Below are 20,169 nucleotides of genomic sequence, written 5' to 3'. Positions count from 1 at the left end.
CGCCGGACATTGCCGGGCTTCGGTCTCACCATGGGACTGACGCTTTCCTGGCTGTCGATCATCATCCTGATTCCGCTCGCCGGGCTGTTCCTGAAATCGCTCGAGCTCAGCCCCGAGCAATTCTGGAGCATCCTCTCCAGCCGCCGCACCCTGAATGCCCTCAGGGTTTCCTTCGGCCTTGCGTTCGCGGCGGCCTGCGTCAACCTCGTCATGGGCAGCATCATCGTCTGGGCGCTGGTGCGCTACCGCTTCCCCGGCCGGCGGCTGTTCGACGCCATCGTCGACGTGCCCTTCGCGCTGCCGACGGCGGTCGCCGGCGTCGCGCTGACTGCGCTGTTCGCCGAGAAGGGCTGGCTCGGGGCACCGCTCGCGGCGCTCGGCATCAAGGTGGCCTTCACGCCGGTCGGCATCTTCGTCGCCATGATCTTCATCGGCATTCCCTTCGTGGTGCGCACGGTGCAGCCGGTGCTGCAGGATCTCGACCCCGAGATCGAGGAAGCCGCGGGAAGCCTGGGCGCCAGCCGCTGGCAGACCATCATCCGCGTGATCCTGCCTTCGCTGGCGCCGGCGCTGCTCACCGGACTCGCGCTCGCCTTTGCCCGCGCGGTCGGTGAATACGGCTCGGTGATCTTCATTGCCGGCAATCTGCCGAATGTCTCCGAGATCGCGCCGCTCTTGATCGTGATCCGGCTGTCCGAATTCCGCTACGCCGACGCGACCGCCATCGCGGTGGTCATGCTCGTCGTCTCCTTCGTCATCATTTTCGCCGTCAACCGGCTCCAGCGCTGGGCGCGGAGCCGGATTCCGGCGCGCTGAGGAGGATGCGATGACGATGCAGATCGCAGACTCCGTGTCGCTCTCGGCTCCCGACGCCAAGGCACGTGCGAGGGCACGGGCACATGCGGCGGCGGCGCAAGACAATCTCCGCACCGAGCCGCGCGCGGTGCGCATCACCATCATCGCGCTGGCGATCATCTTTCTTTCCGTCTTCGTCGTGCTGCCGCTGGTGGTGGTGTTCGTGCAGGCGTTCTCGAAGGGAATCCTCGCCTATCTCTCCGCGCTCGCCGAGCCGGAGGCGCTGGCTGCGATCAAGCTGACGTTGATCGTCGCGGCGATCTCGGTCGGCCTCAACCTTGTCTTCGGTCTCGTCGCCGCCTGGGCGATTGCAAAATTCGATTTCCCGGGCAAGACCTTCCTGGTCACGCTGATCGATTTGCCGTTCTCGGTGAGCCCGGTGATCTCCGGCCTTGTCTTCGTGCTGCTGTTCGGCGCACAGGGCTATTTCGGCAGCTGGCTTAGGGATCACGACATCCAGATCCTGTTCGCCGTGCCCGGCATCGCGCTCGCCACCACCTTCGTGACCTTCCCGTTCGTCGCGCGCGCGCTGATCCCCCTGATGCAGGAGCAGGGCACGCAGGAGGAGGAGGCTGCGGTTTCGCTCGGCGCCTCCGGCTTGCAGACCTTCTTCCGCGTCACGTTGCCCAACATCAAATGGGGCGTGCTCTACGGCGTCCTGCTCTGCAATGCGCGCGCGATGGGTGAGTTCGGCGCGGTCTCCGTCGTCTCCGGCCATATCCGCGGCGAGACCAACACGATGCCGCTGCTGGTCGAGATCCTCTACAACGAATACCAGTTCGTCGCCGCTTTCGCGATTGCCTCGCTGCTGGCGATGCTGGCGCTGATCACGCTGATCGCAAAGACGGTTCTCGAACGTCACCTCGACGAAGGACACGACGCCAGTGACCATTGAAGTCAAAAATCTCGTCAAGAAGTTCGGCAGTTTTGCCGCCCTCGACGGCGTCGACCTCAAGGTCGACAATGGAGAATTGCTGGCGCTGCTCGGTCCATCAGGCTCCGGCAAGACCACCTTGCTCCGGATCATCGCAGGCCTCGACTGGCCTGATTCCGGCGAGGTCACCTTCAATGGCGAGGACGCGCTGGCGCAGGGCGCGCGCGAGCGGCATGTCGGTTTCGTATTCCAGCACTACGCGCTGTTCCGCCACATGACCGTGTTCGAGAACGTCGCCTTCGGCCTGCGCGTGCAGCCGCGTGCGGTCCGCAAGGACGAGGCCGCGATCCGTGCCCGGGTGAAAGAGCTGCTCGATCTCGTGCAGCTCGACTGGCTCGCCGATCGTTATCCGAGCCAGCTTTCCGGCGGCCAGCGCCAGCGCATTGCGCTCGCCCGCGCGCTCGCGATCGAGCCGCGAATCCTGCTGCTCGACGAGCCCTTCGGCGCGCTAGACGCCAAGGTGCGGAAAGAGCTGCGCCGATGGCTGCGCTCGCTGCATCATGAGATCAACGTCACCTCGATCTTCGTCACCCACGACCAGGAGGAAGCGCTCGAAGTCGCCAACCGCGTCGTCGTCATGGACAAGGGCAGGATCGAGCAGATCGGTTCGCCCGATGACGTCTATGAAAGCCCGGCAAGCGCGTTCGTCCACGGCTTCATCGGTGAATCCATCGAGCTGCCGGTCCAGGTCGAAGCTGGGGTGATCCGGCTCGGCGACCGGCCGCTTCGGCTCGCGGCGGACGGGCTTGCGCCTGGCGCGTCAAAACTGTTCGTGCGGCGACACGACATGCTGGTCGGGCCCCCCGGCAGCGGCGCCTTCGAGGGCGCGGTTCAGCACGTCCGCAATTTCGGTCCGGTGCAGCGCGCCGAGGTCGCATTGTCAGGCGGCGAAACCATCGAGATCGACGCCCCCCGCGACAAGGAACTGCGCGCCGGGGACACCATCGGCCTCGAGCCGCGCCGTTACCGGATATTTGCGGGGTAGAAATTCCCGTCATTCCGGGATGGTCCGAAGGACCAGACCTCAGGTGCGCAATTGCGCACCATAGTTTAGTGCCGCGCACTGCCCCGGAATGACACCGAGCAGATTTTCTTCAAAATTCACCTTTCAGCCACGGTTGGTATGCAACAACGGCCCCTCATTCGGGGGCTCCTACATGCGCGCTGCGGCCGCAATTCTCATCACTTTGCTGCTTGCCGGCTGTGCCGGCAACGAGGCACCGGTCCAGCAGCCGTCGATGTACGCCGATATGGCGGTCCCGGGCTCCAAGCTCGATGCGCAGGCGGCCGCGATCATGATCTCGCAATACCGCCAGAACAACGCCCTCGGCACCGTTGTCATCGATCCCGATCTGATGCGGCTCGCCGAATCCCAGTCCCAGGCCATGGCCGCCGCCAACAAGATGGATCACGACGTCCGTGCGCCGCTGGCCAAGCGCCTGGCCACCGGCGGCTATCCCGCCACCGTTGCCGTCGAGAACGTCTCGGCCGGCTATCATACGCTGGCGGAAGCGTTTTCCGGCTGGCGCGACTCGCCACCCCACCGCGCCAACATGCTCAAGGGCGGTGTCACAAAACTGGGCATCGCGGCGAGCTATGCTCCGGGCACCAAGTACAAGGTGTTCTGGACCATGATCCTGGCCTCGACCGAGCCCCGATAAGCCAGACTTGATCCGGGATGCATTGACGCCGCGGCGGAGGGGCGCCACGGTGGCTCGCCTTTTGCTATTGTTCATCCATGACCGATCATAGACCGGAATCCGCCAGCATCCCCGCGAATGCGCAGCGCGTCCTTGTCCTTCAGGGCGGCGGCGCGCTTGGCTCCTATCAGGCCGGCGCCTATCAGGCGCTGTGCGGCCACGGTTTCGAGCCGGAATGGGTCGCCGGCATCTCGATCGGTGCGGTCAACGCCGCCATCATCGCCGGCAACGAGGGCCCGACGCGCGTCAAGCGCCTTAAGGAATTCTGGGAGATGGTCTCCGCGCCGGTGCCGTGGAAACCGATCGGCAAGAGCGACCACAGCCGCGAGCTGTTCAATTCGACCAGTGCCGCGCTGATTGCGACCTTCGGCGTGCCCGGCTTCTTCACGCCGCGGATTCCACCGGCGCCGCTCTGGCCGCCCGGCAGCCCGCAGGCCGAGAGCTATTACGACACCGCGCCGCTGAAGAAGACGCTGGAGCGTCTGGTCGATTTCGACCGCATCAACGATTTGAAGACGCGCCTGTCGGTCGGCGCGGTCGGCGTCACCTCCGGCAACTTCAAATATTTCGACAATTACCAGTTCAGGAAGCTCGGCAAGACCATCGGCCCCGAGCACATCATGGCCTCCGGTGCGCTGCCGCCCGGCTTTCCCTCCGTGATGATCGAGGGCGAGCATTATTGGGACGGCGGTATCGCCTCCAACACGCCGCTCGACTACGTGCTCGATGCCGAGGTCGATCGCGACATGCTGATCTTCCAGGTCGACCTGTTTTCCGCGCGCGGCGATCTGCCGACCTCGCTGCTGGAGGCCGCCGAGCGCGAGAAGGACATCCGCTATTCCAGCCGCACGCGGATGAACACCGACAAGAACAAGCAGATCCACAACGCCCGCAGGGCGGTGCGCGACCTGATCGGAAAATTGCCGGATTATCTGAAGAACGACCCGTCCGTCGAATTCCTGGCGAAGGTGTCGCGCGAGAGCACGGTCACGGTGGTGCATCTGATCTACCGCAGCAAGAACTACGAATCCTCGTCCAAGGATTACGACTTCTCGCACGTCGCCATGGTCGAGCATTGGGAAGGCGGCGTGCGCGACGTGCATCTGTCGATGCGCCACAAGGACTGGCTCGAGCGGCCGCAGTCCGGCGAGACCATGGTGACCTACGATCTCACGGGGGACGTCACCGCACCCCCGCCAAAAAGGAGCGAATGATTATGGGTAGTCTGTCAGGCAAGAATGCCGTCGTGACCGGATCCACCAGCGGCATCGGGCTCGCCTACGCACGTGCCTTCGCCGCCGCCGGCGCCAATGTCGTCATCAACGGCTTCGGCTCCCCGGAGGATATCGAGAAGGAGCGCGCCAAGATCGAACAGGACTTCAAGGTGAAGGCGATCTATTCGCCCGCCGACATGACCAAGCCGGCCGAGATCGCCGGCATGATCGCGCTCGGCGAGAAGACTTTTGGTTCGGTCGACATCCTCGTCAACAATGCCGGCATCCAGTTTGTCTCGCCGATCGAGGAGTTCCCGCTCGAGAAGTGGGACCAGATCATCGCCATCAACCTGTCCTCGGCATTTCATGCCATCCGCGCAGCGGTGCCAGGCATGAAGAAGAAGGGCTGGGGCCGCATCATCAACACGGCCTCCGCGCATTCCCTGGTCGCCTCGCCCTTCAAGTCGGCCTACGTCTCGGCCAAGCACGGCATCGCCGGTCTCACCAAGACCGTGGCGCTGGAGGTCGCGACCCACAAGATCACCTGCAACTGCATCAGCCCCGGCTACGTCTGGACCCCGCTGGTGGAGCGGCAGATCCCCGACACGATGAAGGCACGCAATCTCACGCGTGAGCAGGTCATCAACGACGTCCTGCTCGATGCGCAGCCGACCAAGGAGTTCGTGACGTCCGAGCAGGTCGCGGCATTGGCGCTGTTCCTGTGCGGCGATGATGCCGCCCAGATCACCGGCACCAATCTCTCGATCGACGGCGGCTGGACGGCGGAGTAGGGGTCTTCGGAACGAGGAGCCGTAGAAGCCGTAGGGTGGGCAAAGCGAAAGCGTGCCCACCACCTCTGAATGGTGGGCACGGCGCAACTGCGCCTTTGCCCACCCTACGAGACTGAGAACCAGGCGGCCGCGTCCCGCTCAATGCGTCCAGGCCAGCGCCGTCACGAACGCCGACGACAGGTTCAATTCCGCAAACATGATCTTGCCGGCGACCACGAAAAGCACGCTGGCAAGCGTCAGCCGCAGCACCGTCTCGGGCACCCGCGTCGCGCTGTAACTGCCGACGATGATGCCGGGCAGCGAGCCCATCAGCAGCACGCCCATCAGCGCCCAATCCACGTCGCCGAGCGCCCAGTGCCCGATGCCGGCGACCAGCGTCAGCGGCACCGCATGGGCGATGTCGGAGCCGACGATGGTTGCCATGGGCAGGCGAGGGTAGAGCAGCAGCAGCACGGTCACGCCGACCGCACCGGCGCCCACCGACGAAATCGACACCAGCACGCCGAGCACGATGCCGGTGACAACGGTGGCAATCGCGGTGGTGCGCTCGTCGACCTGCTCGAGCCGGCCGCGATAACGCTCCATGATGGATTTGCGGAAGATCAGCGAGGTCGCGGTGAGCAGCAGCGCGAAGCACAGCACCAGATTGACCAGGCTGCGCTCGGAATCGCTTCTGAGGTCGAGCTTCCACAGCACCAGCAGCGTCACTGCGCTCGCCGGAATGCTGCCGCAGGCGAGCCGCAGCACCGCGGGCCAGTGCACGCTGCGCGACCAGCCATGCACCACGCTGCCGCCGGCCTTGGTGGCGGCGGCATAGAGCAGATCGGTGCCGACCGCGGTGGAGGGATGAACACCGAACAGCAGGATCAGCAGCGGCGTCATCAAGGAACCGCCGCCCACGCCGGTCATCCCGACGAGCAGGCCGACGCCGAAACCGGAGGCGACGTAGAGTGGATCGATCATGTCTGGAGAATCTTAGGTTGATCTCGTCGGTTGGGCAATACGACGTAGAATAAACTTTCCCTGGGGCGCAACCGCTTGGGCAGAATAAGAAAAATTGTACTGCGCGTCGGAAATGGAGAGGTATTTCCGGTTGTTCCCAGGCGCGCCGCGAAACACTCGTTCCCCAAGGGGAGCGAGCAATGGCGGCGCTCTGTAGTACCTATTTACCAAACGCCAGCACGTGCAGCCCCAGCCGCTGCCGCACGATCCAGAACAGCAGCACCGTCTCGAAGGTAAGCGAGATCGAGGTCGCGGCCGCGGCGCCGTGGCCGCCGTAGCGCGGCACCAGTGCAACGCAGAGCATGAGGTTCATCACGAAGGCCGATGCATAAGCGAGCGCACAGATCTTCTGCTGGCCGAGCATGTTGAGCAGCCGCTCGACCGGTCCGATCGCAGAGCGCACCACGAGCCCGATCGCCGCGACGAACATGATGTCGTAGCCGACCACGAATTGCGGCCCGAACAGCCAGAGTAGCGGCTTGCCGAGCGCGAGCAGCACGATGGTCGCCGCCAGCGACGGCCAGAACGTCCAGTTGATCGCATGTGTCACATAGGCCGACAGGCGTGCCTTGTCGCCGCTTGCGTTGTATTCGGCGAAGCGGTGCGCCGTCGTCGCCGACATCGCGTAGTGGATGAACGAGACCAGCGCCAGCGTCTTCACCACCGCGAAGTAGACGCCGACCTCGTCGGAGGGGCGAAATTGCTGCAGCACCAGCACGTCGGTATAGGACAAGAGCAGGTAGAAGCTTTCGACCAGCAGGATCGGCAGCGAGACGGCGAGCCAGCCGCCGATGTCATAGGTCTTGGGGCCGGGCGCGACATGGCCGGCGAGCTTGCGGTTCAGCAACACCATCTGCCCGGTCATCGCGATCCACACTGCACCGGCGCTCGCAACCATCGCGGCGACGGCGCCGAGATGATAGCCGAGCAGAAAGGCGATAGCCGTAATTCCGATGATCAGCCCCTGGCGGATGATGAATTGCGGCATCAGGCCGAGCTGCATCCAGTCATGCGAGCGCGCGATGCCGTCCTGGGTGTTGGCGACGACGAAAGCGGGCAGCGTCATGCAGCCGATATAGAGCGGCAGCTCCTCGGCCGGGTCGATCCAGGGCGACAGCAGCCTGACGACGCCGGCGAGGGCGAGCGAGACCAGCGCGGACACCGCAAAGGTCAGCCAGCGGCTGCCGGAGAGAAAGCCGCGCAGCAACGCCTGCTCGCCGCTGGCGCGATACTCTGGAATGATCTTCTGCGCCGAGGCCGAGATGCCGAAATCCATCATGCTGCCGAGCAGCAGCACCCAGGTCCAGACATAGACGTAGATGCCGTAGTCGGACGTTCCCATCCAACGTGCGAGCAGCACCTGTGAGACATAGGCAAGGCCTGCACTGATGACGCGGATGATGAAGATGGTGCCGGCCAGCCGCCGCGTCAGCGATGCCTCGCTCGAGCCGCCCGTCAGCCTGGCCCGCAGCCGCGCGATCAGCCCGGCCGGTCCGGTCGTTGCGGGTTCTGCATCCATCACGGCCACGAAAAGTCCCCGGTCTTCCGCATGCCGCAGGCTTGCTGCGGTGGCCCTGGGGCTTAGCAACCATTCGTTAAGATTCGGTTGGGTGGCGTTCCATACTCGGTGTCGTCCCGGACGAGCTAACCGGCACTCACTCCAAATTCGTATTGAACTCGTACGACTTCTCCGGGCCGACCAGCGTGAATTTCAGCGCTGCGCCATCGGGCTTGGCGCCCGGCGGCAAGCCGTCGAGCTCGAACGAAAAACGCTTCACGCCAGCCGGGCTGTCCTTGACCGGCGCCGGAATTGGCAGCGCCCAGTCGGGCGTCGGACCTTCCACGAACAGATTGACGTTGCGCGGGTCCGGCGTCACCACGTCGACCACCACATTCTTGGGTCCGTCGCGCTTGACGTCGCGGATGGTGAGGGGATTGGGATCGCCGATATTGGCGGGCTTGGGCACGGTATCGAGTGCCGCACGCAGATTGGCATCCTCGGTCGAGGCCACGCTGTTGAAGCCGAGCTCGGCACTGGCCTCGACCGGAATGCAGAGTTTTTCGCACACCGCGTAATTGATCTCCGCGCGCAGGGTCACGGGTTTGTCGGCCGCCTTGGCGACGATGCGCAGGGGGAGCACGATCTGGTTGTGATAGCCGATCGAATGGCCGCCGGCGCCGTCGTCGAATTTCAGCGGCGCAGGCCACATCACCGTCACCGCCTCGACATTGTCGGATTTGGAAAAATCGAACCGCGGCGGGACGCCGGAATCGCCGGGAGAGCGCCAATAGGTCTTCCACCCCTGCTGGAGCTGGATGGCGATACCGCCGAGCAGGACGGCGCCGCTGCGCGATCCCGCCAGTAGCCGCACCGCGGAATGTCCGTCGCGCTGCCACGGCGAAGCGTCGTCGGCACGGGCTACGATGGCCAGCGACGACGCAAAAAGGGTTGTCGCGACGCCAATCGCCGCGCGCAGGGGAACTCTTGTGAGCATAGCACGTCTTTACAGGGTCGCCCTGAGGCAAACCATTGAATTGCTTGTGATGGATGCACCTGAATCGCGTCTCTGCAAGCCTTGATTTGACAGCAGCCCGGCCCGACATCAGGATAGGAATTGAAACCGGAGTGCTTAACCGATGGCTCCCACAGGCAAGAGGACGGGCGAAAGCACCCGCAGCGCGGGACCCGTGCTCCCTAATTCGGCCGGTTATCTCGACGGCCGGCTCTTGATCGCGATGCCCGTGATGGGCGATTCCCGCTTCGAACGCTCAGTGATCTATCTCTGCGCCCATTCGGCGGAGGGAGCGATGGGCATCATCGTAAACCACCCGGCCGGCAGCATCGATTTCCCCGAGCTCTTGGAGCAGCTCGGCATCATCAAGAAGGGCGAGCACATCAAGCTGCCCGAGAATGCCGAAAGCATGAAGGTGCTGCGCGGCGGTCCGGTCGATACCGGGCGAGGCTTCGTGCTGCATTCCAGCGACTTCTACATCGAGAACGCGACGCTGCGGATCGACGAGGGCGTCTGCCTCACCGCGACCGTCGACATCCTGCGCGCGATCGCCAACGGTTCCGGCCCCAAGCACGCCATTCTCGCGCTCGGCTATGCCGGCTGGGCACCCGGCCAGCTCGAGACCGAGATCCAGAGCAACGGCTGGCTGCATTGCGATGCGGATGCGGATCTGATCTTCGGTGACGACGTCGACGACAAATATGGACGCGCTTTGCGCAAGATCGGCATCGATCCCGGCATGCTCTCGAACGAGGCGGGACACGCGTAGGTGCTTTAGTCGCTACCGCGACATACTCCGCGGTGGTGCGTCATCCTCCGCTGTCGTCCCGGACAAGCGCGCCTCAAGCGCGCGTAGATCCGGGACCCATACTCCCAGGGTGATGTTTAAGGCAGGCCGGTCACTCCGAGTCTTCAAACCACGTTTTGTGGTTATGGGTCCCGGATCTTCGCTTCGCTCGTCCGGGACGACAGCGGAGATTGCCGCGCTACTCCGCCGCCTGCTGCTGCACCGTCGGCTCCGTCCCCGCCACCGTTGCGCGGCGCATGTCGCGAGGCTGCGACTGGTCGTAGCGGCGGACGCGGTGCATGGTCTGGCGGTTGTCCCACATCACGAGGTCATGCAGCTTCCATTTGTGGACGTAGACGAATTCAGGCTGCGTGGCGTGCTCGTTGAGATCGCGCAGCAGGAGGCGTCCCTCCGGCACGCTCATGCCGACGATCTTGCCGGCATGGGATGACAGATACAGCGACTTGCGGCGATGCACGGGATGCGTCCGCACCAGCCTTTGCAGCACCGGCTTGAACATCTCCTTCTCATCCTCGGTGTATTCGGTGAAGCCGAGCGATCCCCGCGAATACATCAGCGAGTGCTCGCAGACGAGATCGTCGATCTCCGCCTTGGTGTCGTCGTCGAGCGCATCATAGGCGGCGCGCATGTCGGCGAATTCGGTGTTGCCGCCCTTGGGGTTCACCACGCGCGCCGACAACAGCGAGAATTTTGCAGGGATAGGCCGGAACGAGCTGTCGGAGTGCCACAGGCAATTGCCGAGGTTGAACAGATTGGCGCGGCTGTCCTTCGGCAGCGGCTTGCCGTCCTTGCCGAGATTCGAAACATCGTTCAAGCCCGAGTTGAGGCGGTGTTCGCTGGCCTTGGTAATGTTGCCACCACGCGCATCCTCACGCTGACCAAAGTTCAGCGCAAAAGCCATCTGTTGCTCGTCGGTGATGTCCTGGTCGTGGAAAACCAGCACGGCGTATTTGTCCATGGCGGCCTCGACCTCGCGCGCCTCGACCTCGGTGAGGGGCTTTCGCAAATCGAGGCCGGAAACCTCGCCGGCAAAGTGCTTCTGAAGCTGCCGGATGGCGATCGTCATGGCGTTCTCTCCCGCATGTGCGAGCGGTTGGTCCCGCTCTGTCGGCGAAAAAGCTACTCCCGCACTCGCCGTTGTCAACGCTCGGCGCGCATGGCTCTCACGCATTCCGTGCCATCAACCCGCCGTCGACCGGGATCACCGCGCCGGTGAGGAAGGATGCCGCCGGCAGGCACAGGCTCAGCGTCATATGCGCGACCTCTTCCGGATCGCCGTAACGGCCAAGCGCGGTGCGACGCTTGGCATAGATCGTCTTGTGCTCCTCCGAGATCCGGTCGGTGATCCCAGTGCGGATCGGACCCGGGCAGATGCAATTGACGGTGATGCCCTCGCGGCCGAGCTCGACGGCGAGCGAGCGGGTGAGGCTCGCCACGCCGCCCTTCGCCGCCGAATAGGGGCTGTGCAATGCGGTGGCGCCGAGCGCCTCGGTCGAGGCGATGTTGACGATGCGCGGGCTCTTCGATTTGCGCAGGTAAGGCAGTGCGGCGCGGATGATGCGCGGATGCGCCGTCAGCATCACGGCGATGCCCTTTGCCCAGGCGTCCTCATAGGCCTCGTCGTCGATCGCGACGCGTACGGAGATGCCGGCATTGTTGACGACGATATCGAGCCCGCCGAAATGTGCCGCGACATCATTCACCACGCGCCTGATCTCGGTGCCATCGGCAACGTCGAGCTTCCAGGCTTTTGCCGAACCGCCGTTCGCCGCGATCTGCTCCGCGACGGCGAGCGCGCCTTGCTCGTCATAGTCGGTGACGGCAACGTTCGCGCCCTCCGCGGCGAACAATTGCGCGGTGGCGCGTCCCATGCCGCTGGCCGCGCCGGTGACGAGAACGGTCAGGCCCTTCACGGACCGGCTGAGCCGTTTGAACTCGGACATGCTGTTTCCTCGCGCCCTGCTTGTTCTTGTTATGATTGACAAGGCTGGCATCGATCCGCAGACAGGTCAAACAAGCAAGACAAAAGGGGAGGCCGCGATGGCGAACGAGCTCGATTTCTCAGGCAGGCAGGTGCTGGTGGTCGGCGGTTCCAGCGGTATCGGCAACGGCATCGCGCAAGCGTTTCGCACGAGGGGCGCGCATGTCGCGGTCTGCGGCACGCGTGCGCAGCCAAAGGATTATTCGATCGAGGAAGGTTCTGATCTCACGGGCCTGTCTTACGCGCAGCTCGACGTCAGCAACCCCACTGCGATCGAAGCGTTCAAGCCGTCCTTCGATCGGCTCGACGTGCTCGTGCTGGCGCAAGGCGCGGTGCTCTATCGCCGCGGCGAGTTCGAGATGAGCGGTTTCCGCAAGGTGGTCGAGGTCAATTTGATGAGCCTGATGGCCTGTGCGACGCGATTTCATTCCATGTTGCGGGATTCGAAGGGGTCGCTGATCATGGTGTCCTCGACCGCGGCCTATCATTCCACCATGGGCAATCCCGCCTATAACGCCTCGAAGACCGGTGCGGTCGGATTGACGCGGACACTGGGCGAGGCCTGGGCCGAGGACGGCATCCGCGTCAACGGTATCGCGCCGGGGCTCGTCGACACCAAGATGACGAAGGTGACGACCGACAATCCCAAGCGGCTCGAAGGTGCATTGTCACGCATTCCGCTGCGGCGCCTGGGCACGCCGGCCGACATGGCGGGCGCGGCTCTGTTCCTGGCTTCGCCGCTGTCGTCCTATATCGTCGGACAGACGCTGGTCGTCGATGGCGGGCTCATCCTTTAGCTGCCCCGTAGCCCGGATTACGCTGCGCTCGATCCGGGCTACACACTTTCGTAGGAGCTACACTTTCGCAAACACTTGGAACTGGGCCGCGCCTGATCGGTTACTTCGGCTGACCACCGAGGAGGATCATCATGGACACGGATCGGATTGTTGGATCGGCCAAGGAATATGCCGGACGCGCGGAAGGCGCGATCGGAGACATGGCAGGCGATGCGAAGACGCAGGCGTCGGGCAAGGCGCGGGAAGCCGCGGGCACGGTGCAGAATCTCTACGGCCAGGCCAAGGATGCCGTACGCGAGGCCGGCGAGACGGCGGCCGACTACGCCAAGGACGCCTACGACAACAGCGGCGAAACTCTTCGCGATGGCACGCAAGCATTGTCGAAGAAGGTGCAGGACAATCCGCTCGGCGCGCTGCTGGTCGCCGGCGGCATCGGTTTCGCGCTCGCGCTTCTGATGTCGCGTCCCGCACGCCGTCCGCCGCCGTCGCGCTGGCGCTATTAAGGCTAGTCGCCGAACGCCTATCACTCGTGCCCCGGACGCGATGCAGCCTAGGCGATGCGTAGCATCGTCCGGAAACGCTGCATCGCTAAGCCGGGGCCCATCTTTTGTGAATGCCGCACGAATTGGGTCCCGGCTCTGCGCCTCCTCACCAAGAGGCGCCGCGTCGCATCCGCGACACGAGACCTTACCTTACCGGAACATCTCGGCCGAGCGGCCGACGTTACCCGGCGGACGCGGGATCCCGGGATTGGGATTCGGATTCCGCGGCCCGGGCGCCGGCGCCAGTTGACGCGGCGGCGGTGGCTGCGGAGAGCCGAAGCCGAAGAAATCGCGGAATGAGGGCGTAGCCTGTGCCGGTTGCTGCGGTGGGACCGGCGGCTTCTTCGGCGCAAGTTTCGGCGGGGCGATCGCGGCGGCGGCTCCCGGCGCGGCGGGATTGGCGACGCCGCCGTCGGGCGTCGTTGCGGCCATCGGCGTATCGCCCTTGGCCTGCTCGCGGCCGACTTCGCGGCGCGGCCAGGCATAATCGTCGGCGCGGCCGGCCGGAGCCGCCAGCGGCTCGCCCTTCACCATTGTCTTCGCAGCCAGCGCATCGACGGCGGCGGGACGCGAGCCCGGGCCGCCCAGCAACTGATCGGTCGAGATCGAGGCTGCAACCAGCGGCACGATCGGCCCCGCCAGCGGCCGCGGTGCGGGCTTGCCGGGCTCGGCGCTGGTGTCGGGCGTCGCCGGCTCGCTCGGCAGTGCGATCGGGCCGGAGCGTCCTGCCAGCAGACGCGTGATTTCGCGCTCGACATAATGCGCGAGCTTGCGCGCGCCGGGCTTTGTGAAGAAGACGCCGTCAGAGCTGCGGAGCTGACGGATCTGGCCTTCGAAGTCAGGACCCTTCTGGAGGAAGCGGCCGGCCTCGTCGACAAACCCGTCCCAGACGTCGACATAGGTAATGCCGGCCTTGGCCGCGCCTTCGCGATAGAGCGAATCCAGGAACAGCATGTCCGCCGTGCCTTTCTGCCCGCGGATGGCGGGAAGGCCGACCCACAGCACCGGCACACCCTTGGCCTTGAGGACGCTGGCGAGCTCCTCGATCTTCTTGCCGTAGAGCTCGACCCAGCGGTCGTCACGGAATTCGTAGAGGCCGTTCGGATTGCGGGCCGTCCTTTCGGGCGCCGCCGCCGGCGCGTCGGCGTTGTCGGCGTCGTCCTGCGGCAGATCGGCATCGGCAGGCTTGTCGTCGGGCTTGGCGGCGGTGTCGTTGCCGGGCTTGGCGTCCCCCGGCTTCGCTGGCTGTTTGGCGCGCGCGCCCTTGTCGTTCTTCTTGTCCTTGTCTGCGGCGGCCTTGTCCGTCTTTTCGGCGACGGGCTCGCGGATCGCGCTGCGGTCGTTGAGGCCCAGCATGACGACGATCACGTCGGGCTTCTCGGTCTCGAGGATGCCCCTTGCAGCAGTCGTCCAATCCGCGGGCTCGCCGCGCGGCTGGTACTTGATCAGGCCGGACGTGGTCTTGTGCTTGCGGATCACGCCCATGTCGGGCTGCTCGGTGTAGGCGTCTTCCAGGCCATAGGCGAGCCAGTCGGCCATGGCGTCGCCGACCACCAGCACGTTCTTCTCAGGGATGGTGTCGCGCTTGGCTGGCGCCGGCGCGCGCGAAAAATCCTGGCGCGGCGCCTGCGGCTGTTGCTGCTGGAACGGCGCGAAGAAGTCGCCGCCGAACCAGCCGCCGCCTCCGCCACCGCCCCGTTGTGGTGGCGGAGCCGAACGCTGCGGCGGGCCGCCGAAGCCGGGGAAGTTGAAGAACTGCGCCGAGGCAGGCCCTGCGACCGAGACCAGAATCGCAAGCGCCGTCCCCAGCGCGATCAACGGGCCGGTCTCGGTCAGCGCCTTGAACAGGGACTTCGGCTTCGACATGCGATCTCGGGCCAGCGCAATGGGGATCGGAGGTAGCTCAATATAATAACGGAATCAGGCGCCAAACGGGCAAATTCCGTTGCAGATTCTTGCGCCCATACACCGGGGAACAGCCGCCTCCGTCAAGGCTGCCTGCCAAAATCCCTGTTCAGGGTTACTTTCGGCGCGATTTCACCGCCCGCGCAGCCGTTCCAGTGCGTCCGAGGAGGCAAATCCGTCCGCGGGCACCCCGATCGAGGCCTGGAAATTGCGCAGGGCTTCCCGGGTCTGGCCGCCGAACTGGCCGTCCGGGGTGCCCTTGTAGAAGCCGCGCTGCGCCAGCAGCTGCTGCAGCTCCAGTCGCTCGGTGCGCGACAGCTCCCGTTCCTGCCGCGGCCAGGGCTGCACGAAGGGCTGCCCCCCGCGCAGGCGGTCGGCGAAATGGCCGATCGCCAGCGCATAGGCCTCGGCCGGGTTGTATTTCATGATGACGCGGTAATTCTGCAGCATCAGGAAGCCGGGCCCCTGCGCGCCGGCCGGCGCCAGCAGATAGGCTTTCTCCGCCGGATGCGGGAACGGCTGGCCCGTCGCCCGCTTCAGCCCGAGCTTCTCCCATTGCGCGATCGTCATCGCCTTGGCGCGGTCGGCCAGCATGTAGTTGAACCCTTGCGGCACCACGACCTCGAAGCCCCAGGTCTGGCCGGCCTGCCAGCCGTCTTTCTTGAGGTTGTTGGCGGTCGATGCAATCAGGTCGGTCGGATTGTCGACGACGTCGCGCCGTCCGTCGCCATCGCCGTCGACGGCAAAGCGCTTGAACGCAGTCGGCATGAACTGGGTCGGGCCGAACGCGCCGGCCCAGGAGCCGCGCATCTGCTCCGGCCTGAGGTCGCCGCGGTTGAGGATCTCCAGCGCGGAGAGGAACTCGTCCTTGAAATAGGCCTGGCGCCGGCCGATGCAGGCGAGCGTCGCGGTCGATTGCAGCACGCTGCGGTCGCCCATCTGCGTCGAGTAATTGGACTCGATGCCCCAGATCGAGGCGATGATGTAGCGGTCGACGCCAGTGGCCTTTTCGGTGGCGTCGAACTGCGCCTTGTATTTGGCGAGGATCTCGCGGCCCTTGGCGAGGCGGTTGTCGTTCACCAGGATATCGAGATAGTCCCAGATTGATTTTGTGAACTCCGGCTGCGAGTCCATCAGGTCCATGATGCGCAGATCGGGTGAGAGCCCGGCCGTGAAGCGCTGGAAGTTTTCCTGGGTGATGTTGCGCCGTGCGGCATCGGGCCACATCGCGGCAACGCAATTGCTGAAATTGCCGGCGGCCTCGCGGATCGCCGCGGCCGTCATCAGCGGATGGCCGGAAGCCCCGTCCTCGCCGCTCCAGGGCAAGGCGCCGCCGGGTCCCGGCGGGGCTTGCGAGGGCGCAGCATTGGGGCCGGAGAAGATGCCGCCGAACAGGTTGGACAGGCCGTTCTGCGCCTGGGCGTGTGCGCTGACGGGCAGCAGCAGGACGGCCGCGATCATCGCCGCGCCGGTCACGGATCCCGCCCGTCTTGCCTGCCTAGCCACCAATCGCGTCATGTCCCACCCATCGGCCTTCCAAGAATCTGCCATCAGGAGGCCCGGTTACGGTTGCCAATAGCTTAACAAAGGTGAAATTTTGGTGACGGCCTTTTTCTTAACTCTGCGCGGATGAGGCCCCACATCCGCCTTTGTTGGCGGCTGCAAACAGGCTAGCAAGATGCCATTGCTCCGTTCCCAGCCTCGTTCCCATGTGCCCCCAGGTATTCGAACAATCACATGAAAATTCGCAAAGCCGTATTCCCCGTCGCCGGCCTCGGCACCCGTGTCCTGCCCGCCACCAAGGCGATGCCGAAGGAAATGCTGACCATCGTCGACAAGCCGCTGATCCAGTACGTCTATGACGAGGCGAGGGAGGCCGGCATCGAGCACTTCATCTTCGTCACCGGCCGCAACAAGAACGTCATCGAAGATCACTTCGACCGGATGTTCGAGCTCGACGCGACGCTCAGCCAGCGCGGCAAGAAGGCCGAGCAGGAGATTTTGGCGCAGAACCAGCCCGAAGCCGGCGCCGTCAGCTTCACCCGCCAGCAGGCGCCGCTCGGCCTCGGCCACGCGGTCTGGTGCGCGCGCGACATCGTCGGCAACGAGCCGTTCGCCGTCGTGCTGCCCGACGAGCTCGTGCTCAACTCGCCCGGTTGCCTCAAGCAGATGATCGAGACGGCGTCCACGCTCGGCGAGAAATCCAACCTGGTCGCGGTCGAGGCGGTGCCCGACCATCTCACCCATCAATACGGCATCTGCGGCGTCGGCAAGCGCAGCGGCAAGATGTTCGAGGTCGACGGCATGGTCGAGAAGCCGGCCAAGGGCACCGCGCCCTCCAATCTCTCGATCACCGGCCGCTACATCCTGCAGCCTGAGATCTTCAAGATCCTCGAGACGCAGGAGCGCGGCGCCGGCGGCGAGATCCAGCTCACCGACGCCATGATCGGGCTCGCCAAATCGCAGAAATTCTACGGCGTCGAGTTCGAGGGCGAGCGCCATGATTGCGGCTCCAAGCCCGGCTTCCTCCGCGCCAACATCGCCTACGGCCTGAAGCGCCCGGAGCTGCGTGACGGGCTGATCGCGGAGATGAAGAAGTATCTGGGGCAGTAGTCGCCACAAGCTCCGCCGTCGTCCCCGCGAACGCGGGGACCCATACCGCGTGATCCATCGGTCGTGTTCGGTAGCAGTACCGAACGACGAGTCTTCGCCAAACAACTTCCTGTGGTTATGGGTCCCTGCGTTCGCAGGGACGACACCAATGGTGTGGTGGATTGCTTCGCTCGCAATGACGACGAGCGAACCCCTCACGCCACCAGCGACAGCTTCGGCAAGCTCGCAACCACCGACTGATTGCGTCCGCCCGCCTTCGCCGCATAGAGCGCCTTGTCGGCGGCGGCGACCAGGACCGGCCAGTCCATCCCGGCGGTGGGAACGAGGCTGGCGACGCCGCAGGACACCGTCAAGGTCACCTGCTCGTCGGACCAGCCCTGCACCTTGGTGCGGATCGCCTCGGCGACCTTGAAGGCGTCGATGGCTGAAGTATTCGGCAGCAGCACCGCGAACTCCTCGCCGCCATAGCGCGCGGGGCAGTCGCCCGCGCGGCTCACCGAATCGGAAATGCAGATGGCGATGCCGACCAGCACCTGGTCGCCGGCCTGATGGCCGAACGTGTCGTTGTAGGCCTTGAAGTGATCGGCATCGATCATCAAGAGAGCGACCGGCGCCTTCTGCCGCATCGCGCGCCGCCATTCGACGTCGATGACGGTATCGAACTTGCGGCGGTTCTTCAGGCCGGTGAGCGCGTCCGTCGTCGCCATCTCTTCAAGCTTGCGCTCGGCCTCGGCACGGCGGCCGATCTCGCGCGCGAGCACCAGCGTCGATCCCAGCACGAACAGCGCGAGCGCCAGCACCACGGCGCCGATGCGATACGCCTCCTTCTGCCAGAGCGCGAAGACCGCGGCCAGCGGCTTGCCCGCCACCACGAACAGCGGCCCGTTGTCGGCGCTGCGGACATAGAGCCGCGGCGTCGGATCGACCGGGCCCTTTCCCGAATAGGAGGCGCCGATCGGGAGATTGTCGGGCTTCCAGGCCCGCCGGTCGTTCAGGTTCGTACCGATGATGTCGAGATCGAACGGCCGACGCATCATGATGGTGCGGTCGCGCCTGAGCACGGTGATGGTGTCTTCGGGATCGAGGTTGAGCCGCTCGAACAATTCGTGGAAATAGCTGAAGCGGATCGAGCCGGCGACGACGCCGAGGAACCCGCCATCGGTATCGCTGATGCGACGGCTCAGCACGATCGCGTAGGCGCCGCGGAATAGCATCGGGCGGCTGATGAAGAGCCCGGCCTCGGGATTGTCGCGATGAACCCTGAAATACTCCTCCTCGCTCCGGTTCTCGGGGAGGGGATCGAGGGTGGAGGCGTCGATGGCAAGCCTGCCCTCGGCGTCGAACACCTGGATGGCGCCGAAATGCCTCGCCGTCGTCGCATGATCGAACAGGATCAGGTGACGGATCGGCTTCGACACGGTCGCGAGCTCGGGCAGCAGCATGTTGCTGGCGACCGCCTTCAGCGACAGGTCGTAGATCTCGACGTTGCGGCTGACGTCGGACTGGATGGTGGTCGCGAGGTTCTCCAGCGTCTGGCGGGCGAGCGCCTCCTCGCCCCGGCGCATGTCGAGCATGACGTTGACGCAAATGGCGGAAAAGCCGATCACCGTCACCACGGACGAGATGATCAGCAGCTTCGCCGAAATCTGCCACGGCCGGCGGGCCATGACTTCGCGCCATCCAGACAGCATCGTTTGCTCCCGATCCCCTAGTGGATGCGCCCGAAATCTTGAGTAGTGTTTAAGGTGGAACAGCGCTGCCGTAGTGAGTTAAGAATCGGTTTACGCCGCTCACGGTTTTGGGCAGATCTCCTGCGAGCAGACCCGGTTTCGGACAAGAGGACGGATGTGAACGACTACGACTCGTTGCGCGACTATCTGCTGCGGCAGAAGCAGGCCGAATTCGTCCTGAGCTTCGAACAGATCGAAGAGATCATCGGCGCGGCCCTGCCGCGCGCCGCCAATCGTGCCTCATGGTGGGACAGCCTGCGCAGCCCCGACATCCAGATGCCGCAACGCGAAGCCTGTCTTGCTGCCGGGTTCAAGGCGGTGCGGATGCCGGACGGCCAGAGCGTGCGGTTCACGAAGATGAAGAAGGACGGGCGGCGGTAGCGGCGGAGCACCCCGTCAGGTGGGTGAAGGTCTCTCCATATCCAACAGTATCGTAGGGTGGGCAAAGCGAAGCGTGCCCACGACTTCTGTCGCAGTGCTGGATGGATGGTGGGCACGGCGCAAGTGCGCCTTTGCCCACCCTACGACACTTGCTTCGCATTCGCGACGAGCGAGACGCACATTGATGTGCCCTCGCCCCTTGTGGGAGAGGGCAGCGACGCCAGTAGACACAGGCTCGCTTGGGTGAGGGGTCTCTCTCCAAGGTCTCGAGAGGAGAGAGACCCCTCATCCGGCGCTTCGCGCCACCTTCTCCCACAAGGGGCCTGTTGCGTAATCCGCCAGTTGTGATTCCCTAGGGCAAAGCCTTGGAGGTATCGATGGCGGTGAAGCGGACAGGACAGCC

Annotated in this window: 19 protein-coding genes; 11 read left to right on the top strand and 8 right to left on the bottom strand. The window is 64.7% G+C overall.

Features of this window, described 5'->3' with window-relative positions:
- The first annotated feature begins 30 nt into the window (after window positions 1–30).
- The 6 genes from cysT to GGD62_RS35470 all read left to right on the top strand — a co-directional run bounded on the left by cysT (window position 31) and on the right by GGD62_RS35470 (window position 5,494).
- Window positions 31–816 carry a sulfate ABC transporter permease subunit CysT gene (gene cysT, locus GGD62_RS35495; RefSeq protein ID WP_049814902.1) on the top strand — a complete coding sequence of 262 codons (786 nt, stop codon included), beginning with the start codon at window positions 31–33 and terminating at the stop codon, window positions 814–816.
- Window positions 817–826: 10 nt separating this feature from the next.
- The gene (gene cysW / locus GGD62_RS35490; RefSeq protein ID WP_183713050.1) at window positions 827–1,750 is read left to right on the top strand and encodes a sulfate ABC transporter permease subunit CysW; all 924 of its coding nucleotides are present in this window, start codon (window positions 827–829) and stop codon (window positions 1,748–1,750) included.
- Complete coding sequence (locus tag GGD62_RS35485) at window positions 1,740–2,774, top strand: sulfate/molybdate ABC transporter ATP-binding protein (RefSeq protein ID WP_179738107.1); 1,035 nt, start codon at window positions 1,740–1,742, stop codon at window positions 2,772–2,774. The genes cysW and GGD62_RS35485 overlap by 11 nt, the downstream gene beginning before the upstream one ends.
- A gap of 172 nt (window positions 2,775–2,946) precedes the next feature.
- Entirely contained in the window at window positions 2,947–3,450 is a 504-nt protein-coding gene (locus GGD62_RS35480) for a CAP domain-containing protein (protein WP_018318739.1), read from the top strand.
- 77 nt (window positions 3,451–3,527) lie between these two features.
- Window positions 3,528–4,703 carry a patatin-like phospholipase family protein gene (locus GGD62_RS35475; RefSeq protein WP_183713047.1) on the top strand — a complete coding sequence of 392 codons (1,176 nt, stop codon included), beginning with the start codon at window positions 3,528–3,530 and terminating at the stop codon, window positions 4,701–4,703.
- Between the two features lie 2 nt (window positions 4,704–4,705).
- A complete protein-coding gene (locus GGD62_RS35470) occupies window positions 4,706–5,494 on the top strand; it encodes a 3-hydroxybutyrate dehydrogenase (RefSeq protein WP_018318737.1) in 789 nt (262 codons plus the stop codon).
- Between the two features lie 138 nt (window positions 5,495–5,632).
- On the opposite strand, the gene GGD62_RS35465 is transcribed toward GGD62_RS35470, so the two are convergent.
- The 3 genes from GGD62_RS35465 to GGD62_RS35455 all read right to left on the bottom strand — a co-directional run bounded on the left by GGD62_RS35465 (window position 5,633) and on the right by GGD62_RS35455 (window position 8,991).
- Window positions 5,633–6,457 carry a sulfite exporter TauE/SafE family protein gene (locus GGD62_RS35465; protein WP_018318736.1) on the bottom strand — a complete coding sequence of 275 codons (825 nt, stop codon included), beginning with the start codon at window positions 6,455–6,457 and terminating at the stop codon, window positions 5,633–5,635.
- A 199-nt stretch (window positions 6,458–6,656) separates the two neighbouring features.
- On the bottom strand, window positions 6,657–8,024 hold the full coding sequence (locus GGD62_RS35460; protein WP_409333980.1) for a flippase: 1,368 nt from the start codon (window positions 8,022–8,024) through the stop codon (window positions 6,657–6,659).
- Between the two features lie 127 nt (window positions 8,025–8,151).
- The gene (locus GGD62_RS35455; RefSeq protein WP_092254447.1) at window positions 8,152–8,991 is read right to left on the bottom strand and encodes a protein-disulfide reductase DsbD domain-containing protein; all 840 of its coding nucleotides are present in this window, start codon (window positions 8,989–8,991) and stop codon (window positions 8,152–8,154) included.
- Between the two features lie 142 nt (window positions 8,992–9,133).
- Here GGD62_RS35455 and GGD62_RS35450 point away from each other — a divergent pair, with 142 nt between their 5' ends.
- Window positions 9,134–9,778: a YqgE/AlgH family protein gene (locus GGD62_RS35450; protein ID WP_092254450.1), complete on the top strand. Its 645-nt coding sequence runs from the start codon at window positions 9,134–9,136 to the stop codon at window positions 9,776–9,778.
- Window positions 9,779–9,995: 217 nt separating this feature from the next.
- On the opposite strand, the gene GGD62_RS35445 is transcribed toward GGD62_RS35450, so the two are convergent.
- Both GGD62_RS35445 and GGD62_RS35440 read right to left on the bottom strand, forming a co-directional pair.
- Window positions 9,996–10,883: a TauD/TfdA family dioxygenase gene (locus tag GGD62_RS35445; RefSeq protein WP_183713043.1), complete on the bottom strand. Its 888-nt coding sequence runs from the start codon at window positions 10,881–10,883 to the stop codon at window positions 9,996–9,998.
- Window positions 10,884–10,980: 97 nt separating this feature from the next.
- Window positions 10,981–11,760: an SDR family NAD(P)-dependent oxidoreductase gene (locus GGD62_RS35440; RefSeq protein ID WP_183713040.1), complete on the bottom strand. Its 780-nt coding sequence runs from the start codon at window positions 11,758–11,760 to the stop codon at window positions 10,981–10,983.
- Between the two features lie 97 nt (window positions 11,761–11,857).
- Here GGD62_RS35440 and GGD62_RS35435 point away from each other — a divergent pair, with 97 nt between their 5' ends.
- Both GGD62_RS35435 and GGD62_RS35430 read left to right on the top strand, forming a co-directional pair.
- The gene (locus GGD62_RS35435; protein WP_026202063.1) at window positions 11,858–12,595 is read left to right on the top strand and encodes an SDR family NAD(P)-dependent oxidoreductase; all 738 of its coding nucleotides are present in this window, start codon (window positions 11,858–11,860) and stop codon (window positions 12,593–12,595) included.
- Between the two features lie 131 nt (window positions 12,596–12,726).
- Window positions 12,727–13,098 (top strand): CsbD family protein, encoded by a 372-nt coding sequence (locus GGD62_RS35430; RefSeq protein ID WP_018318729.1) that lies wholly within the window; start codon window positions 12,727–12,729, stop codon window positions 13,096–13,098.
- A 189-nt stretch (window positions 13,099–13,287) separates the two neighbouring features.
- Here GGD62_RS35430 and GGD62_RS35425 read toward each other — a convergent pair whose 3' ends face one another.
- The gene (locus GGD62_RS35425) at window positions 13,288–15,003 is read right to left on the bottom strand and encodes an SGNH family hydrolase (RefSeq protein ID WP_183713037.1); all 1,716 of its coding nucleotides are present in this window, start codon (window positions 15,001–15,003) and stop codon (window positions 13,288–13,290) included.
- Window positions 15,004–15,174: 171 nt separating this feature from the next.
- Window positions 15,175–16,560 (bottom strand): lytic murein transglycosylase, encoded by a 1,386-nt coding sequence (locus tag GGD62_RS35420; RefSeq protein WP_183238246.1) that lies wholly within the window; start codon window positions 16,558–16,560, stop codon window positions 15,175–15,177.
- Between the two features lie 219 nt (window positions 16,561–16,779).
- Here GGD62_RS35420 and galU point away from each other — a divergent pair, with 219 nt between their 5' ends.
- Window positions 16,780–17,655, top strand: a complete 876-nt coding sequence (gene galU / locus GGD62_RS35415; protein WP_018318726.1) for a UTP--glucose-1-phosphate uridylyltransferase GalU — start codon at window positions 16,780–16,782, stop codon at window positions 17,653–17,655.
- 194 nt (window positions 17,656–17,849) lie between these two features.
- Here galU and GGD62_RS35410 read toward each other — a convergent pair whose 3' ends face one another.
- Entirely contained in the window at window positions 17,850–19,346 is a 1,497-nt protein-coding gene (locus GGD62_RS35410; RefSeq protein ID WP_183713034.1) for a diguanylate cyclase, read from the bottom strand.
- Window positions 19,347–19,502: 156 nt separating this feature from the next.
- Between GGD62_RS35410 and GGD62_RS35405 the strand changes: the two genes are divergently transcribed.
- A complete protein-coding gene (locus GGD62_RS35405; RefSeq protein WP_183713031.1) occupies window positions 19,503–19,766 on the top strand; it encodes a hypothetical protein in 264 nt (87 codons plus the stop codon).
- Window positions 19,767–20,169 lie beyond the last annotated feature (403 nt).

The sequence above is a fragment of the Bradyrhizobium sp. ERR14 genome (assembly GCF_014198235.1).
GTDB lineage: Bacteria > Pseudomonadota > Alphaproteobacteria > Rhizobiales > Xanthobacteraceae > Bradyrhizobium.
Note: the sequence above shows the minus strand (reverse complement) of the source record. Positions and strands in the feature narration are given on the sequence as shown.

Bases quoted from the DNA above. Each gene is read 5' to 3' on its own strand.
- GGD62_RS35410 (WP_183713034.1), bottom strand. From the start codon at position 19,346: ATGCTGTCTGGATGGCGCGAAGTCATGGCCCGCCGGCCGTGGCAGATT.
- GGD62_RS35440 (WP_183713040.1), bottom strand. From the start codon at position 11,760: ATGTCCGAGTTCAAACGGCTCAGCCGGTCCGTGAAGGGCCTGACCGTT.
- GGD62_RS35480 (WP_018318739.1), top strand. From the start codon at position 2,947: ATGCGCGCTGCGGCCGCAATTCTCATCACTTTGCTGCTTGCCGGCTGT.
- GGD62_RS35470 (WP_018318737.1), top strand. From the start codon at position 4,706: ATGGGTAGTCTGTCAGGCAAGAATGCCGTCGTGACCGGATCCACCAGC.
- GGD62_RS35435 (WP_026202063.1), top strand. From the start codon at position 11,858: ATGGCGAACGAGCTCGATTTCTCAGGCAGGCAGGTGCTGGTGGTCGGC.
- cysW (WP_183713050.1), top strand. From the start codon at position 827: ATGACGATGCAGATCGCAGACTCCGTGTCGCTCTCGGCTCCCGACGCC.
- GGD62_RS35420 (WP_183238246.1), bottom strand. From the start codon at position 16,560: ATGACGCGATTGGTGGCTAGGCAGGCAAGACGGGCGGGATCCGTGACC.
- GGD62_RS35465 (WP_018318736.1), bottom strand. From the start codon at position 6,457: ATGATCGATCCACTCTACGTCGCCTCCGGTTTCGGCGTCGGCCTGCTC.
- GGD62_RS35450 (WP_092254450.1), top strand. From the start codon at position 9,134: ATGGCTCCCACAGGCAAGAGGACGGGCGAAAGCACCCGCAGCGCGGGA.
- cysT (WP_049814902.1), top strand. From the start codon at position 31: ATGGGACTGACGCTTTCCTGGCTGTCGATCATCATCCTGATTCCGCTC.
- galU (WP_018318726.1), top strand. From the start codon at position 16,780: ATGAAAATTCGCAAAGCCGTATTCCCCGTCGCCGGCCTCGGCACCCGT.
- GGD62_RS35475 (WP_183713047.1), top strand. From the start codon at position 3,528: ATGACCGATCATAGACCGGAATCCGCCAGCATCCCCGCGAATGCGCAG.
- GGD62_RS35430 (WP_018318729.1), top strand. From the start codon at position 12,727: ATGGACACGGATCGGATTGTTGGATCGGCCAAGGAATATGCCGGACGC.
- GGD62_RS35445 (WP_183713043.1), bottom strand. From the start codon at position 10,883: ATGACGATCGCCATCCGGCAGCTTCAGAAGCACTTTGCCGGCGAGGTT.
- GGD62_RS35455 (WP_092254447.1), bottom strand. From the start codon at position 8,991: ATGCTCACAAGAGTTCCCCTGCGCGCGGCGATTGGCGTCGCGACAACC.
- GGD62_RS35425 (WP_183713037.1), bottom strand. From the start codon at position 15,003: ATGTCGAAGCCGAAGTCCCTGTTCAAGGCGCTGACCGAGACCGGCCCG.